Source organism: Bacillus cereus group sp. Bce019 (assembly GCF_051781745.1).
Classification (GTDB): domain Bacteria; phylum Bacillota; class Bacilli; order Bacillales; family Bacillaceae_G; genus Bacillus_A; species Bacillus_A cereus.
Map to the genome: position 1 here is coordinate 142,327 of NZ_JBPWJX010000006.1, position 16,030 is coordinate 158,356.

Below are 16,030 nucleotides of genomic sequence, written 5' to 3' on the forward strand. Positions count from 1 at the left end.
CAGACTGAGAAGCCACAGTCTGCTTTTTTGTTATGTTACATTCTATGATTTTGTTTTACTGGAACTCTTATTGGTTCTTTGGCCAATAAGAGTTGAACGCCGAAGTAAAGTATGCTTGCAAGTGTCATTCCAGAAACGGCATCTACAAAGGCATGTTGCTTCGTAAATAGCGTTGATAAAATAATAAGTGTACCGAAGAAAGTAAGGATGTAATATTCAAAAGCATGTTGTTCTCTACGCTTAAAGGCAGTTAACATAATTACAAATGTAGTAAGAACGTGAATGCTAGGGAAACAGTTTACTGGCTGGTCGATACTATAAATATAGCGAACTAGTTCAGAAAATACATCTGTTCCAACGACAGTCGGACGCGGTACAGTTGTTTGCCAAAAATAATAAATAGAAAAACAAGCAAGCTTTCCAAAAATAACACTACTTAAAGTGACATAATATTGCTTTCGGTCAGCGAAGCAGTAATAAATAAGTGCGCCGTATAAGTATGGAAACCAAAGTAAATAAGGAATAATAAATGCTTTTACAAATGGAATCCAATCATCTACTACAGTTGTAACGTCTACTGCGTGAACAGTCGATTTATTTAATACGTCGTAAAGGGGACTTACGAGTACGAGTAGAAGTATATAACTTAACGGAAGAAAAGATGAAAGTTTAAATTTCTTCATGTTGATCTCCTATGTTTAGTAATGTAAGTAAATTCAATTGATTATAATATAGAAACGTGAATTGGGCTATCGATTTTACTTACATTTTCTTGAATTAACCTTACGTTTTTGTCACTTGACTAAAAAGAAGGGAGAGGGTGCTAAATGAAGCGTTTATCATATTTTTTAGTTTTTATATTGTTATGCCTAGTAGGTGCTGGGTGTGCAAAGAATAACGAAGGAGAAAAATTAGAATATAACGGAAGAGCACTCGTAATTGGAGTTGTTGGAGAAAAGCCGAAAGATACGTTTAGGAATGTAAAGTTTGAGGAAATGAAGTTAGAGGAACTGGGAAAGAAATCTAAGGAAGTAGATGGTTTTCTAATAATGAAAGATCACTTTCAAGAAGCCTCAACAGAGCAATATAAAAATGTATTTTCATCACTAAAGAAACCAGTGTTTTTTATCGGTTTACAAGATAAATCATATTCGATTTTTATTACAAAAGGGATAGAGTATAACAGTGCCCGAAAAGATGTAAATGCTATGTATACGCAAGGGTTTGCGAATATCGGAAGTGGTGAAGGACAACAATGGGCAATTGGTTTATCGAATGGTGGAAATACAGAAGAAAGTATTCATAATATGTATATCGTCGTATTTCAAACAATTGCAGATTATTTAAATAGATAATGAAGGAGCCTACAAAAGAGGCTTCTTATTTTTTTAATCAAACGTTTGTTTAAGCTGTATGTTCGGTAGGAAGAAACCGATGTAACTCAAGGGTTAACAAAGAAAAATAGAGAATTAATCAAACGTTTGTTTAAGCTGTATGTTCGGTAGAAAGAAACTCCTGTAGTTCAAAGGTTAAGAAAGAAAATGGAGAATTAATCAAACGCTTGTTTAAGATATATGTTTGGTGCAGAATCTAAAAAATTTATATATTTATTTTTTTCTTAACAAATGGCGGAAAAATAAGAAAAATTCGCAGGATTATTAAAAATTATCACGAAATAAGTAAAAGTTTAGCGAATAATGGTTTGAAATAATAAAACGTTTTCTATATGATAAAGGTAAAGGTTAGTAAAAAAGTAGGTGAATTTATGACAGTAACATTTTATTCATATCCAAAGTGTGGCACATGTCAAAAGGCAAAGAAATGGTTTGAGGCAAACGATGTAGCATATGAGATGATTCATATTGTTGAAAATCCACCATCAAAAGAAGATTTACGTAATTTACATGAAAAAAGTGAATTACCATTAAAAAAATTCTTTAATACAAGTGGAATGCGTTACCGTGAACTTGGTCTAAAAGATAAGTTGAAAGATGCAAGCGAAGACGAAATGTATGAGCTTTTAGCATCTGATGGCATGTTGATTAAACGTCCAATTGTAACAGATGGAACGAATGTAACACTTGGTTTTAACGAAGAGCAGTTTGAAAGTGTGTGGAAAAAGTACCAATAAGGTATTTTTACATAATTAATACATTCACTGGAGGTACAGTCATGAGCATTCCAAATAATTTACGTTACTCTGAAGAACACGAATGGGTAAAAACTGAAGGTAATGAAGTTGTTATCGGTATCACTCACTTTGCACAAGGTGAGCTAGGCGATATCGTATTCGTTGAACTTCCTGAAGTAGGTGCAACAATCGAAGCTAACGAGCCATTCGGAAGCGTAGAATCTGTTAAAACAGTTTCTGAGTTATACGCACCTGTAAGCGGTAAAGTTGTAGCAGTAAACGAAGAATTAAGTGACCAACCAGAACTTGTTAACGAATCTCCATACGAGGGTGCATGGATGGTTAAAGTTGAACTTTCTGATGCAAGCCAAGTTGAGAAGTTATTAACTGCAGAAAAATATGCAGAAATGACAAACCAAGACTAATTATAGTCGACTAAAGGACAGCCTTTGTGCTGTCCTTTTTTATTTTTTGTGAAATAATGAAATTCAAGTTATATGTAAATAAATAAGCTATTATGAGAAAAACTGTTTTGTGGTAAGGTTTCATAAGTCTTCACAATCTAAACGAGCTGCTTGTGCTTTTCATTGTCCAGCTCCACCTCCTAGCCCTTCATGTCTAAGAACCTTCCGCACGAGAAGACAAAAAGCGTCTTCTGTGCGAAAGAACCTTAGCCAACAGGGCTAAGCAGTCGGTTCCGCTTTTCTTTTGCAAAAATAAACAGGAAACAACATGAAAATAACGAATATACTATATACTAAGTTCAAGGTTATATAGTATATGGTGATCGGGTGATGACATATGATTTATGTAGAAAAAGTCATTATTGTAGAAGGTACATCAGATAGAAGAAAGATTGAATCTATTATTCGTGAACCGGTGGAAATTGTTTGTACAAATGGTACAATTGGTTTGTCGAAAATGGATGAGCTCGTTGATCAGTTTTTTGATAAGGAAGTGTATGTGCTAGTGGATGCTGATGATGCTGGAGAAAAGTTAAGGAAACAATTTCGAAAAGAATTCCCGCAAGCCGAGCATATCTATATTGATCGCTCGTACCGAGAAGTGGCAACTGCGCCATCTACACACTTAGCAAATGTATTATGGGGAGCCGACATTGACGTTTATACAGAATATTTACGGTAAGGAATGATAGAAGTGATTGATTGGACAGGAGCCGAAGCTACAGCCCTAATAGAGAACGAAGAAAAAACAGTATTATATGTATATACTCCAATGTGTGGAACATGCCAATTAGCAAAAAAGATGTTAACAGTGGTTGAGATGACAATTGAAGATTTGAAAATTGGGATGTTAGATTTAAATTATGCTCCGCATTTAGCAAAAGAGTATGGGATTGAAAGTGTACCTTGTTTACTTGTTTTTGAAAATGGGACACTGATGAAGAAGATATACGCATTTCATTCGGTTGAATATTTATATACGGAATTAAAGTAGGCGGCAAAAATTTTGCCGCCTCGACATATTTCTTGGGAAATATGTCGAGATGCAGGATGGATACAGTATTTGTCGAGCGAAAATAACAGGATTGCTCTTTAGTGAGAGGGAATGGTATGTAATAGAAAGTGATATGAAGGATGTGATTTAGGGTGAGATTATATTCTTTGCTTCAATCATTTGTAAATTACGCTAATGGTCAATATCATTTAGAACCGCTTTTAAGACAAGAAGAAAAAACTGTTAATTTTCGCTTTGGAGATGAAAGTTGTTCGTTACAAATTTCAAGAGATTATATAGAGTTGGTACATGAGGAAAGAGGAACGGAACAAATCATTTGCTTAGATGAAAAGGATATAGAACAATTGGTGAATGGAAATGTACGATTGCAAATGCTAATGAATGATGGACGTGTACAATATTCGGGAACGTACCGAACGATGTTATTAGTGGAATCGATGTTTCATATATGTAAACCGATGTCAGTAGGTGCTTAAAATTCTGAAGTTTCATTTTTTGCGAAAATTTCTGTTGACATGGTGAGTGTATATTGATACAATTCAAGTCATAAAATATAGACAATTTCATAAATTTCAAATCAGACGAAAATTGAATCTGATTTCTCTTATCAAGAGAGGTGGAGGGACTGTGCCCTGTGAAGCCCGGCAACCGTCAACTTATGTTGAAATGGTGCCAATTCCTGCAAAGCAAATGCTTTGAGAGATGAGAGAGAGGGATAATGTTGTTATATACGCATAAAAACCTTTCTGCTTCTCTAAAGCAGAAAGGTTTTTTTATTGTTTGAATGTGGAGGACATTCAAATAATAAAAGTAATGATAACAGTGGACTACACGCATTAAAAATAAAAAATTGCGGAGTCGACCTAAAATCTTTATGAAATCTAGCTCCAGCGGCTAGAACAGTCGGTCGTTTCATCCCTTCCTATGAGGCAAAAAGCGCCTCTACGTCAGGGATTCAAACGCCCTCTTGTTCTAAACGAGCCGCTTGCGCTTTTTATTTAAAAAAGGGGTGATACACCATGATTCTATTAGAGAATGTAAAGAAAATATATAAAGCAAAAAGCGGTGATGTCACTGCTGTAGATAATGCCAATTTAAAAATAGATAAAGGTGAAATATTTGGTGTTATCGGATATAGTGGCGCTGGAAAAAGTTCTTTAATTAGATTGTTCAATCAGTTGGAGAAACCGACTTCTGGCCAAATTACAATTGCGAATCGTGTTATATCAGCAATTACAGGAAGTGAACTTCGTAAGGCAAGGCAAGAAATCGGAATGATTTTTCAGCACTTCAACTTACTTTGGTCACGAACTGTACGTGAAAATATAGAGTTTCCACTTGAAATTGCAGGTGTTGATAAAACGAAGAGAAGAAAACGTGTTGATGAATTAATTCATCTTGTTGGATTAGAAGGAAGAGGAGACGCGTACCCATCTCAGCTGAGTGGGGGACAAAAGCAACGCGTTGGGATTGCAAGAGCATTAGCTAACAATCCACAAGTGCTTTTATGTGACGAAGCAACGTCAGCTCTTGATCCGGAAACGACAGATCAAATTTTGGATTTACTATTAGACATTAATAAGCGCCTTGGTTTAACAATTGTACTCATTACACATGAGATGCACGTAATTCGAAAGATTTGTAATCGTGTTGCGGTAATGGAGAAAGGAAAGATTGTAGAAACAGGTCCAGTACTTGATGTATTCCGTAATCCGAAGCAAGATATTACGAAACGATTTGTACAGCAGTTAACGGATTCTGAAGATACAAATGAAACGATTGAAAGTTTAATTGAAAAATATCCAGATGGAAAAGTAATTCGTTTGCAGTTTATCGGTGAGGCTGTAGAAAGACCAGTGCTTCAACGATTGATGCAACGCAGTGATATAGAAGTTAGCATTTTGCAAGGAAATATCGCACAAACGAATAACGGTTCTTACGGTAGTTTAGTTGTGCATTTAAATGGTGAGGAAACAGCGATTCAGCAAGCAATAGAAGGAATTCATCAAGATCAAGTAGAGCTGGAGGTGATTGCACATGGATAAGTTACTTGCAAATGTTGATTGGAATCAAATGTTAGAAGCAACTGGTGAAACGTTATATATGACGGCAATCGCAGCTCTTGCGACATTTGTTTTAGGACTCATTTTAGGATTGTTACTCTTCATGACAGCAAAAGATAATTTATGGGAAAACAAATCAATTAATACGGTGATTGGAGCATTCGTAAATATATTCCGTTCTATACCATTCATCATTTTAATTATTTTATTAATCCCATTCACAAAGATTCTTCTTGGAACAATTCTTGGAGCAAGTGCAGCTTTGCCGGCTTTAATTATTGGAGCAGCACCATTCTACGCGAGAATGGTTGAAATCGCACTTCGCGAAATTGATAAAGGTGTAATTGAAGCTTCAAAAGCAATGGGAGCAAAAACAAGCACAATTATTTTGAAAGTGTTAATTCCAGAATCGTTACCAGCATTAGTATCTGGTATTACGGTTACGACAATTGCTTTAGTAGGCTATACAGCAATGGCAGGAGTTGTTGGTGCTGGTGGCCTTGGAACACTTGCTTACTTAGAAGGATTCCAAAGAGGGAATAACGATGTAACAATCGTTGCGACAATTTGTGTATTACTAGTTGTATTTTTAATTCAGTGGATTGGTGATAGTTTAACGACTCGAATAGATAAACGATAATGAAAAACGGGAGGATGTTTCAAATGAAAAAATTGTTACTTACGGCACTTATTTCAACTTCAATTTTTGGATTAGCTGCTTGTGGCGGGAAAGATAAAGATGAAAAGAAACTTGTTGTGGGTGCTTCTAACGTACCGCACGCTGTTATTTTAGAAAAGGCAAAACCGTTACTTGAGAAAAAAGGAATTGAGTTAGAAATTAAAAAATTCCAAGACTACGTATTACCAAATAAATCGTTAGCGGATAAGGATTTAGATGCAAACTACTTCCAGCACATTCCGTATTTAGAAAAAGAAATTAAAGATAAAAAATATGACTTTGAAGTAGCAGGAAAAATTCATTTAGAACCAATTGGTGTGTACTCTCAAAAGTATAAGAGCTTAAAAGAGCTTCCGGACGGAGCGACAATTATTATGAGTAATTCAGTTGCTGACCATGGACGTGGTTTAGCAATTTTACAAAAAGAAGGTATTTTAAAAATTAAAGACGGAATAGATCCAGTTAAAGCAACTCCAAAAGATATTGCAGATAATCCGAAAAATCTAAAATTCAAAACGGATATCGAGCCTGGTTTATTGCCACAAGTGTATAACAATAAAGAAGGCGACGCTGTTTTAATTAACTCTAACTATGCAATTGATGCAAAGTTAAATCCGGAAAAAGATGCAATTGCAATTGAAGGAAATGATTCACCATACGCAAACATAGTAGCTGTTCGTAAAGGCGATAAAGATAAGAAAGAGATTAAAGCTCTTGTAGAAGTATTGCATTCTAAAGAAATTGAAGACTTTATTAATAAAGAATATAAAGGGGCAGTTGTTCCTGTAAAAGAATAATTGCTGAAAAGGGCTGGTGTATGCCGGCTCTTTTTATAACTACATAACCATTGGGGAGAAGGGGAAATCATATGAAAAAGGTTCTACTGTCAGTTGTTACAGCGTTGTCTGTATTTACATTAGCTGCTTGCGGAGGAAAAGAGGAGAATAAGCTTGTTGTGGGAGCTTCTAACGTGCCACACGCTGTTATTTTAGAAAAGGCACAGCCGATTTTAGAGAAAAAGGGTATTAAATTAGAAATTAAAAAATTCCAAGATTATGTGTTGCCGAATAAGGCTTTAGCGGATAAAGAAATTGATGCGAACTACTTCCAGCACATTCCTTACTTAGATAAAGAAATTCAAGAAAAGGGATATAAAATTGTAAACGCAGGAAAAATCCATTTAGAGCCTATGGGCATTTATTCTAAGAAATATAAAAGCTTAAAAGACTTACCGGATGGCGGGACAGTGATTATGAGTAATAACGTAGCGGAGCGAGGCCGTATGTTAGCATTGTTACAAAAAGGCGGCGTGATTAAGCTTAAAGATGGTGTAGATGTTGTTAAGGCGACAGTAAAAGATGTAGTAGAAAATCCGAAAAACTTAAAATTTAAAACAGATGTTGAACCTGGACTTTCCCCGAAGTTGTATGAAAATAATGAGGGAGATGCTTTATTCATTAATTCGAACTATGCAATTGATGCAAAATTAAATCCAACGAAGGATGCAATTGCGATTGAAGGATCAGACTCTCCGTATGCAAACATCATCGCAGTTCGTAAAGGTGATGAGAAGAAAAAAGAAATTAAAGAGCTAGTAGAAGTGCTACATTCAAAAGAAATTCAAGATTTTATTAATAAAGAATATAAAGGTGCTGTACTTCCGGTAAGTGAATAAATATAAGGAAAGGACTGGGAAATTACCAGTCCTTTTTTCTTTATATAAATAAGAAGAAAGGTGTATCATAGAAAGATGTAAAGGAAATACTTATATACATTTGTGAAAAAACGGTTACTTTTTTTCGTCGTTTGCGATATCATTTTATTTGATATAAAATTAGAATGAGAATAAAATGAGAATATGAACGTTTTAGGAATTTTTAAAATGTATATATAGGATTAATGGAGGTATTGAGATGGCTGGTTCTACATTAACGGTTAAAGACTTACACGTATCAATTGATGGCAAAGAAATTTTAAAGGGTGTAAACCTTGAAGTAAAAGGTGGAGAAATCCACGCAATTATGGGACCTAACGGAACAGGTAAATCAACTTTATCTTCTGCAATTATGGGTCACCCAAAGTATGAAGTAACAGAAGGTAGCATCATCATCGACGGTGAAGATGTATTAGAAATGGAAGTAGACGAGCGCGCACAAGCGGGTCTATTCCTAGCAATGCAATATCCAAGTGAAATTAGCGGAGTAACAAACGCTGACTTCTTACGTTCTGCAATTAACGCACGTCGTGAAGAAGGCGATGAAATTTCTCTTATGAAATTTATCCGTACATTAGATAAAAACATGGAATTCCTAGAAATGGATCCAGAAATGGCACAACGTTACTTAAACGAAGGTTTCTCTGGTGGAGAGAAAAAACGTAACGAAATTCTTCAATTAATGATGATTGAGCCAAAAATCGCAATCTTAGATGAAATCGACTCAGGTCTTGATATCGATGCATTAAAAGTTGTATCTAAAGGTATTAACGAAATGCGCGGCGAAGAGTTCGGTTGCCTAATGATTACGCATTACCAACGTTTATTAAACTACATCACTCCAGACTTCGTTCACGTTATGATGAACGGTCGTATCGTTAAATCTGGTGGCCCTGAGCTTGCACAACGTCTAGAAGCTGAAGGTTACGACTGGATTAAAAAAGAATTAGGTATTGAAGACGAAACAACAGAGCAAGAAGCGTAAGAGAGGAGCATAAACATGACAATCGGTACATTACCTTTCGATCAAGAAACAATCCGTCAACGCGCAAGCGAAGTAAACGAAGCAGCTTGGTTGACTGAGTTCCGCTTACAAGCTCTTGCACAAGCAACTGAACTTCCAATGCCAACGCCTGATAAAACGAAAATTGACAAATGGGACTTTATCGGAAAAGGCGACGCTGCTAAGCAAGAGCCTGTAAGTTCTTTAACTGAACTTCCAGAAGCAGTGAAAAACTTAATCGATGAAAATAACAGCGTATTAGTGCAACGTACTGGTACAACTGCATTCGTTTCTTTAGCAGACGAAGCAAAAGAAAAAGGTGTTATTTTTACAGACATCGTAACAGCAGCAACTGAGCACGCTGAACTAGTACAAAAGTACTTAATGAAAGACGGCGTGAAGGTAGACGAGCATCGTCTAACTGCACTTCATGCTGCATTAATCAACGGCGGTGCATTCGTATATGTTCCGAAAAACGTTGTTCTTGAAACTCCACTTCAAGCTGTATTCTTAGTAGACGGCGAAGAAGCTAACGTATATAACCACGTATTATTCGTAGCTGATGCGAACAGTACTGCAACTTATGTAGAAAACTACGTTGCAAATGAAAATGCTAAAGGTATTGCAAATATCGTAGCAGAAGTAATCGTGGAACAAGGCGCACAAGTGAAATTCGGTGCGGTTGATCTATTAGCAAAAGATGTAACAACTTACGTTAACCGCCGCGGCACAGTAGGACGCGACGGCCGTATTGATTGGGCTCTAGGCCTTATGAATGACGGAAACACAATTTCAGAGAACGTTACGAACTTAATGGGCGACGGTTCATATGCTGATACGAAAACAGTAACAATTGGCCGTGGTAACCAAACACAAAACTTTACAACTAAAGTTGTTCACTTCGGTAAACACTCTGAAGGTTGGATTTTAAAACACGGTGTACAAAAAGATAGTGCAACATCTATCTTTAACGGAATTGGTAAGATTGAACACGGTGCATCTAAATCAAATGCACAACAATCTTCTCGCGTTCTTATGTTAGATGAAAAAGCTCGCGGTGATGCAAACCCAATTCTTTTAATCGACGAAGATGATGTAATGGCAGGTCACGCAGCTTCAGTAGGTCGCGTAGATCCAGTCCAACTATACTACTTGATGAGCCGTGGTATTCCAAAACGCGAAGCAGAACGTTTAGTCATCCATGGATTCTTAGCACCTGTAGTTAATGAGCTTCCAATTGAAGGAGTAAAAGCACAGCTTGTTGAGGTAATTGAAAGGAAAGTTCGCTAATGAATATTCATGAAATACGCAAACAGTTTCCAATTCTTGATCAAAAAGTGAACGGCAAACAACTTGTTTATTTCGATAGTGCAGCAACTTCTCAAAAACCAATTCAAGTCATTGAAACGTTAGAGCGTTACTATAAAGAATACAATTCTAACGTGCATCGCGGTGTTCATACGCTCGGTACGAAAGCTACCGACGCATATGAAGGTGCACGTGAGAAAGTTCGCAAGTTTATCAATGCGAAATCAATGGAAGAGATTATTTTCACACGCGGAACGACAACTGCATTAAATACAGTAGCAGCTAGCTATGGTCTTGAAAATGTAAAAGAGGGCGATGAAATCGTTATTTCTTACATGGAGCACCATAGTAATATCATTCCGTGGCAACAAGTTGCGAAGAAAACTGGTGCAACTTTAAAATATCTTCCGCTTCAACCAGATGGGACAATTTCAATAGAAGATGCTCGTCAAACAATTACACCGAATACAAAAATCGTTTCTATCATGTATGTTTCTAACGTACTTGGAACGATTAACCCTGTAAAAGAAATCGGAGCAATTGCACACGAAAATGGCGCAATTATGGTCGTTGACGGTGCACAAAGTACACCTCATATGAAAGTGGATGTACAAGATTTAAACTGTGATTTCTACGCACTATCTGCTCATAAGATGTGCGGACCTACAGGTATCGGCGTATTATATGGTAAAAAAGAATTGCTAAACAATATGGAGCCAATTGAATTTGGTGGTGAAATGATTGATTTCGTAGATTTACAAGAATCTACTTGGAAAGAGCTTCCGTGGAAGTTTGAAGCAGGTACACCGATTATCGGTAATGCAATCGGACTTGGTGCGGCAATTGATTTCCTAGAAGAAATTGGTCTTGATAATATTGAAAAGCATGAGCATGAATTAGCGCAATACGCTTTAGAAAGACTATCAGAAGTAGATGGCGTTACAATTTATGGTCCAAAGCATCGCGCTGGTCTTGTTACATTTAATATTGAAGACGTACATCCTCACGATGTAGCGACTGTATTAGATGTAGAAGGCATTGCAGTTCGCGCAGGACATCACTGTGCACAACCGCTTATGAAGTGGCTAAAAGCTTCTTCAACAGCACGTGCGAGCTTCTATTTATATAATACAAAAGAAGAAATTGATACATTTGTTGACTCGCTAATCAAGACAAAGGAGTATTTCACAAATGTCATTTAATAATTTAGATACGTTATATCGTCAAGTTATTATGGATCATTATAAAAATCCTCGTAACCATGGCGTATTAGAAGATAGTGTTACCGTTAACTTGAACAATCCAACTTGCGGCGATCGTATTCAACTTACGATGAAAGTAGAAGAAGGTATTGTGCAAGAGGCGAAGTTTGAAGGCGAAGGATGTTCAATCTCAATGTCTTCAGCTTCAATGATGACACAAGCAGTAAAAGGTAAGAAAATTGAAGAAGCACTTCAGCTTTCGAAAATTTTCTCTGACATGATGCTAGGAAAAGAGTACGATGACAGCATCGATTTAGGAGATATTGAAGCATTACAAGGCGTATGCAAGTTCCCTGCACGTATTAAATGTGCAACATTAGCGTGGAAAGCGTTAGAAAAGGGCTTAAACGAAGATAAGTAATGTTAAAGGTTCCTAAAAACGAGGTTATCTAAGGAGGGACACACCAACATGGCGAAGCAACTGCCAGATATCGGCGATTATAAATATGGTTTCAAAGACAAAGACGTTTCGATTTTCCGTGCTGGACGCGGTTTAACAAAAGAAATCGTTGAAGAAATTTCACGTATGAAAGAAGAACCACAGTGGATGTTAGACTTCCGTTTAAAATCACTGGATAAGTTCTACGAAATGCCAATGCCACAATGGGGCGGCGACTTAAACGACTTAGATTTCGATGAAATTACGTACTACGTAAAACCATCTGAGAAATCTGAGAAGTCTTGGGATGAAGTACCTGATGAAATTAAAGCAACATTTGATAAATTAGGTATTCCAGAAGCTGAGCAAAAATATTTAGCTGGTGTATCTGCACAGTACGAATCTGAAGTTGTATACCACAACATGAAAGAAGACCTAGAAGCTCTAGGAATCGTCTTCAAAGATACAGATAGCGCATTAAAAGAGAACGAAGATATTTTCCGTGAACATTTCGGAAAAGTAATCCCACCAACAGACAACAAATTCTCTGCATTAAACTCTGCAGTTTGGTCTGGTGGATCATTCATCTACGTTCCAAAAGGTGTTAAAGTTGATACACCACTTCAAGCGTATTTCCGTATTAACTCTGAAAATATGGGGCAATTCGAGCGTACGCTTATCATCGTAGACGAAGGCGCACACGTACACTACGTAGAAGGTTGTACAGCACCTGTTTACACTACTAACTCACTTCACAGTGCGGTAGTAGAAATCATCATTAAGAAAGATGCATATTGCCGTTATACAACAATCCAAAACTGGGCGAACAACGTATACAACCTAGTTACAAAACGTGCGGTTTGTGAAGAAAACGCAACGATGGAATGGATTGACGGTAACATCGGATCTAAATTAACGATGAAATACCCAGCAGTTATCTTAAAAGGCGAAGGCGCTCGTGGTTTAACATTATCTATCGCGATTGCTGGTAAAGGCCAACACCAAGATGCTGGTGCGAAAATGATTCACTTAGCACCAAACACGTCTTCAACAATCGTTTCTAAATCGATTGCGAAGCATGGTGGTAAAGTAACTTACCGTGGTATCGTACACTTCGGACCAAAAGCGAAAAACTCTCGCTCTAACATCGAGTGTGACACGTTAATCATGGATAACCAATCTACATCTGATACAATTCCTTACAACGAAATCAAAAACGATTACGTTTCACTTGAGCACGAAGCGAAAGTATCGAAAGTATCAGAAGAACAATTATTCTACCTAATGAGCCGCGGTATTTCTGAGCAAGAAGCTACAGAAATGATCGTAATGGGCTTCATCGAACCATTCACTCGCGAACTTCCAATGGAATACGCAGTTGAAATGAACCGCCTAATCAAGTTTGAGATGGAAGGTTCTATTGGTTAAATAGAAATGCGGAGCCGACTGTTCAGACCCGTTGGCTAAGGTTCTTTCGCACAGAAGCTGCTTTTTATCTTCTCGTGCGGAAGGTTCTTAGACATGAGGGTCTAGGAGGCAAAGCTGGACAGTATTTAAAGTGGCAGCGGCTCGTTCAGAATGTGAGGGGGATGGAGCTTCTGACGTAGAGGCGCTTTTTGCCTCATAGGAAGAAGTGAAGCCACCGAACATTCTAGCCGCTGGAACTGGATAATATATGTATGAAGAAAGCGTCCTGCTGTGCAGGGCGCTTTTTGTTTTGCGGATTTGTCTTGGCTTGCGAGAGGATACCCAGGTAGGTTTCCAGCTAAATATATCAGCGATTTTTCAAATATATCGACCATAACTGGGAATATATCGGCGATTATTTCAATATATCGACGATTAGACAAGGGATATCGACTTATCAACAAATTACGACATAGCAGAGCGGGGCATATACCCCTCAATATTTAGATGACATCCATAAGGTGGCCGAATGGAAGTAAGTAAGGCTAAGATACTGACAAACCCATAGGAGAATCCACAAGGAAATCCACCAAAATACTCGTAAAACCACTTAACAAACTTTCTGATAATTCCCCGCCTTACCAACTAATCCACAAACTAGAAAAATAAAGTTTCTCATATAAAAAGGACAATCTTTTGCTTTTTCTCACAATGCGAGTACAATGTAAAATAGCAAGAAAAGACGAAAAGTATTTACAGGATTATTGTGTGCGCATAGCGTAAATGGCAGTAAGGAACTGAGAGGAGGTTTTTTCTCTGAATACAAATAAAGAAACAATCATCCACCTTTATCATACAAACGATATACATAGTCATTTTGAAAATTGGCCGCAAATTTCTCGGTTTGTTCTAGGGGAGAAAAAGCGAAGACAGGAATTGGGAGAGACTGTTTTGACGATTGATATCGGCGATCATGTGGATCGTTTTCATAGTATTTCGGAAGCGACAAATGGACTTGGCAATACGAAGCTTTTAAATGAGGCGTTATATGATTATGTAACGATCGGAAATAATGAAGGCATTACGTTAGCGAAAGAGCATTTAAATCGGCTCTATGATGATGCTGGATTTGAAGTACTTGTCGCAAATTTATTTGAAAAAGAAGGTGTACGTCCATCATGGGCAAAGCCTTATAAATTACATACAACGACAGATGGGATTACGATTGCTTTTATCGGGTTAACTGTTGCGTATCCAGAGTTTTATCAAATGCTCGATTGGCATATTGAAGATCCGCTTATCCATTTAGAGTCTATTTTAGAAGAAGTGAGAGATGAGGCTCATATAACAGTTGTCCTTTCTCACCTTGGAAAAAGTATGGATGAGTATATGGCAGAGCATTATGATATAGATGTTATTTTAGGGGCACATACGCATCATTTATTTGAGCGTGGTGTTCTAATGAATAATACTTTACTTTGTTGCTGTGAAAAGTGGGGACGTTACGTTGGGCACGTGCAGCTTACTGTGGATAAAGAGACGAAGAAGCTGTTGAAAAAGGACGGTAGAGCGATTAAGACGGAACGGTTAGGTGCTTATAGCGAGCCGTTATCCACAATTGAAATACTGCAGGAAGAAAGTAAGCATATAATGGCAGAGCCTGTCGTTCATTTAAAAGAGTCATTACAGGTTGATTGGTTTCATGAGACGCCGTTTTCTCATATGTTAGCAAGTGCGCTGAAAACATGGTGCGGTGCAGAAATTGGCATGGTGAATGCTGGTGTACTTCTTGAAGGGTTAGAAGAGGGTGTCGTAACGCGCGGAGATATTCACAGAATTTGTCCACATCCAATTAATCCGTGTGCTTTGAAAGTTCCAGGAAAGATATTAAGAGAAGTTATTTTGAAAGCACGTAAGCCGAATATGGAGAATCTTGAGGTGAAAGGATTCGGATTTCGTGGGAAAGTGATGGGGAAAATGATTTACGCGGGTGTAGAAGTAATTCCAGATACGATTCCTGGGAATAAAATTTTACTCGAAGATGTATTAATTAACGGGGAATCGCTGGAATTAGATCGTATATATACAGTAGGAACAATTGATATGTTTACATTTGGCTACTTATACCCAGAGCTATCCACACTTTCTGACAAACAATATTATATGCCAGAACTACTTAGAGATGTGTTAACAGATATGTTAATAACTTATAAATCTTCCGTTAAACTATAGGCTAGTTAACTTGTAACACTCATTTTTCTCTTGTCATACAGATAAGAAAGAGAGGAGTGTGAACTATGGTTAATGTGGAGCCAATTATAATTGATAATTATACGTTTATTGCAGTTAGCGTGAAACTTCCAAAGACGAATTTGCTAGCTGTAATGAGCGATAAAGGATATATTATGTGTGGTGCATTAGATGTAGGTCTTTTAAATGAGAAGTTAGGTGATCGAGGAATTATTGCTGGCCGTGCGGTTGGTGTAAGAACGATTGAACAACTTCTTGAAGCGCCGCTAGAATCAGTAACGATTGAAGCCGAAGCTTTAGGCATTACGGCTGGTACAATTGGAAAAGAAGCTTTATTAAAAATGAGATAAGCATA

At 37.3% G+C, this 16,030-nt stretch carries 18 protein-coding genes and 1 riboswitch; of the genes, 17 read left to right on the forward strand and 1 reads right to left on the reverse strand.

The genetic code is table 11. From position 1 onward, the window contains the following. Positions 1-35 precede the first annotated feature (35 nt). Entirely contained in the window at positions 36-683 is a 648-nt protein-coding gene (locus tag ACS2QP_RS11850; protein ID WP_438882453.1) for a phosphatase PAP2 family protein, read from the reverse strand. Between the two features lie 144 nt (positions 684-827). On the opposite strand from ACS2QP_RS11850, the gene ACS2QP_RS11855 reads away from it, so the two are divergent. The 17 genes from ACS2QP_RS11855 (at position 828) to ACS2QP_RS11935 (ending at position 16,025) form a co-directional block, all read left to right on the forward strand. Beyond that, complete coding sequence (locus ACS2QP_RS11855; protein WP_438882454.1) at positions 828-1,355, forward strand: hypothetical protein; 528 nt, start codon at positions 828-830, stop codon at positions 1,353-1,355. 410 nt (positions 1,356-1,765) lie between these two features. After that, complete coding sequence (locus tag ACS2QP_RS11860; RefSeq protein ID WP_000218968.1) at positions 1,766-2,131, forward strand: arsenate reductase family protein; 366 nt, start codon at positions 1,766-1,768, stop codon at positions 2,129-2,131. Positions 2,132-2,172: 41 nt separating this feature from the next. Next, positions 2,173-2,556 (forward strand): glycine cleavage system protein GcvH, encoded by a 384-nt coding sequence (gene gcvH / locus ACS2QP_RS11865; protein ID WP_000026897.1) that lies wholly within the window; start codon positions 2,173-2,175, stop codon positions 2,554-2,556. Positions 2,557-2,932: 376 nt separating this feature from the next. Beyond that, the gene (locus ACS2QP_RS11870) at positions 2,933-3,277 is read left to right on the forward strand and encodes a toprim domain-containing protein (RefSeq protein WP_000640870.1); all 345 of its coding nucleotides are present in this window, start codon (positions 2,933-2,935) and stop codon (positions 3,275-3,277) included. A gap of 3 nt (positions 3,278-3,280) precedes the next feature. Beyond that, positions 3,281-3,589: a thioredoxin family protein gene (locus ACS2QP_RS11875; protein WP_002008881.1), complete on the forward strand. Its 309-nt coding sequence runs from the start codon at positions 3,281-3,283 to the stop codon at positions 3,587-3,589. A 152-nt stretch (positions 3,590-3,741) separates the two neighbouring features. Continuing rightward, positions 3,742-4,086: a hypothetical protein gene (locus ACS2QP_RS11880; RefSeq protein ID WP_001242139.1), complete on the forward strand. Its 345-nt coding sequence runs from the start codon at positions 3,742-3,744 to the stop codon at positions 4,084-4,086. Between the two features lie 125 nt (positions 4,087-4,211). Then, positions 4,212-4,319: riboswitch (SAM riboswitch) on the forward strand. Positions 4,320-4,629: 310 nt separating this feature from the next. Next, positions 4,630-5,655, forward strand: coding sequence for a methionine ABC transporter ATP-binding protein (locus ACS2QP_RS11885; RefSeq protein WP_000601768.1), 1,026 nt, complete (start codon positions 4,630-4,632; stop codon positions 5,653-5,655). Further along, entirely contained in the window at positions 5,648-6,313 is a 666-nt protein-coding gene (locus ACS2QP_RS11890; protein WP_000359401.1) for a methionine ABC transporter permease, read from the forward strand. The genes ACS2QP_RS11885 and ACS2QP_RS11890 overlap by 8 nt, the downstream gene beginning before the upstream one ends. 23 nt (positions 6,314-6,336) lie before the next feature. Continuing rightward, positions 6,337-7,149 (forward strand): methionine ABC transporter substrate-binding lipoprotein MetQ, encoded by an 813-nt coding sequence (metQ, locus tag ACS2QP_RS11895; RefSeq protein WP_000735099.1) that lies wholly within the window; start codon positions 6,337-6,339, stop codon positions 7,147-7,149. A 71-nt stretch (positions 7,150-7,220) separates the two neighbouring features. After that, positions 7,221-8,027 (forward strand): methionine ABC transporter substrate-binding lipoprotein MetQ, encoded by an 807-nt coding sequence (metQ, locus tag ACS2QP_RS11900; RefSeq protein ID WP_000757013.1) that lies wholly within the window; start codon positions 7,221-7,223, stop codon positions 8,025-8,027. A 238-nt stretch (positions 8,028-8,265) separates the two neighbouring features. Further along, positions 8,266-9,051, forward strand: a complete 786-nt coding sequence (gene sufC, locus ACS2QP_RS11905) for a Fe-S cluster assembly ATPase SufC (RefSeq protein WP_000929160.1) — start codon at positions 8,266-8,268, stop codon at positions 9,049-9,051. 15 nt (positions 9,052-9,066) lie between these two features. Next, positions 9,067-10,359 (forward strand): Fe-S cluster assembly protein SufD, encoded by a 1,293-nt coding sequence (gene sufD / locus ACS2QP_RS11910; RefSeq protein ID WP_017674513.1) that lies wholly within the window; start codon positions 9,067-9,069, stop codon positions 10,357-10,359. Further along, positions 10,359-11,579, forward strand: coding sequence for a cysteine desulfurase SufS (sufS, locus tag ACS2QP_RS11915; protein WP_001020760.1), 1,221 nt, complete (start codon positions 10,359-10,361; stop codon positions 11,577-11,579). The genes sufD and sufS overlap by 1 nt, the downstream gene beginning before the upstream one ends. Further along, positions 11,569-12,000 (forward strand): Fe-S cluster assembly sulfur transfer protein SufU, encoded by a 432-nt coding sequence (gene sufU / locus ACS2QP_RS11920; RefSeq protein WP_000009523.1) that lies wholly within the window; start codon positions 11,569-11,571, stop codon positions 11,998-12,000. The genes sufS and sufU overlap by 11 nt, the downstream gene beginning before the upstream one ends. A 48-nt stretch (positions 12,001-12,048) precedes the next feature. Then, positions 12,049-13,446 (forward strand): Fe-S cluster assembly protein SufB, encoded by a 1,398-nt coding sequence (gene sufB, locus ACS2QP_RS11925; protein ID WP_001118827.1) that lies wholly within the window; start codon positions 12,049-12,051, stop codon positions 13,444-13,446. A gap of 819 nt (positions 13,447-14,265) precedes the next feature. Next, entirely contained in the window at positions 14,266-15,657 is a 1,392-nt protein-coding gene (locus ACS2QP_RS11930; protein WP_438882462.1) for a bifunctional metallophosphatase/5'-nucleotidase, read from the forward strand. A gap of 65 nt (positions 15,658-15,722) precedes the next feature. Continuing rightward, positions 15,723-16,025, forward strand: coding sequence for a YunC family protein (locus tag ACS2QP_RS11935; protein ID WP_000248463.1), 303 nt, complete (start codon positions 15,723-15,725; stop codon positions 16,023-16,025). The last annotated feature ends 5 nt before the right edge of the window (positions 16,026-16,030 follow it).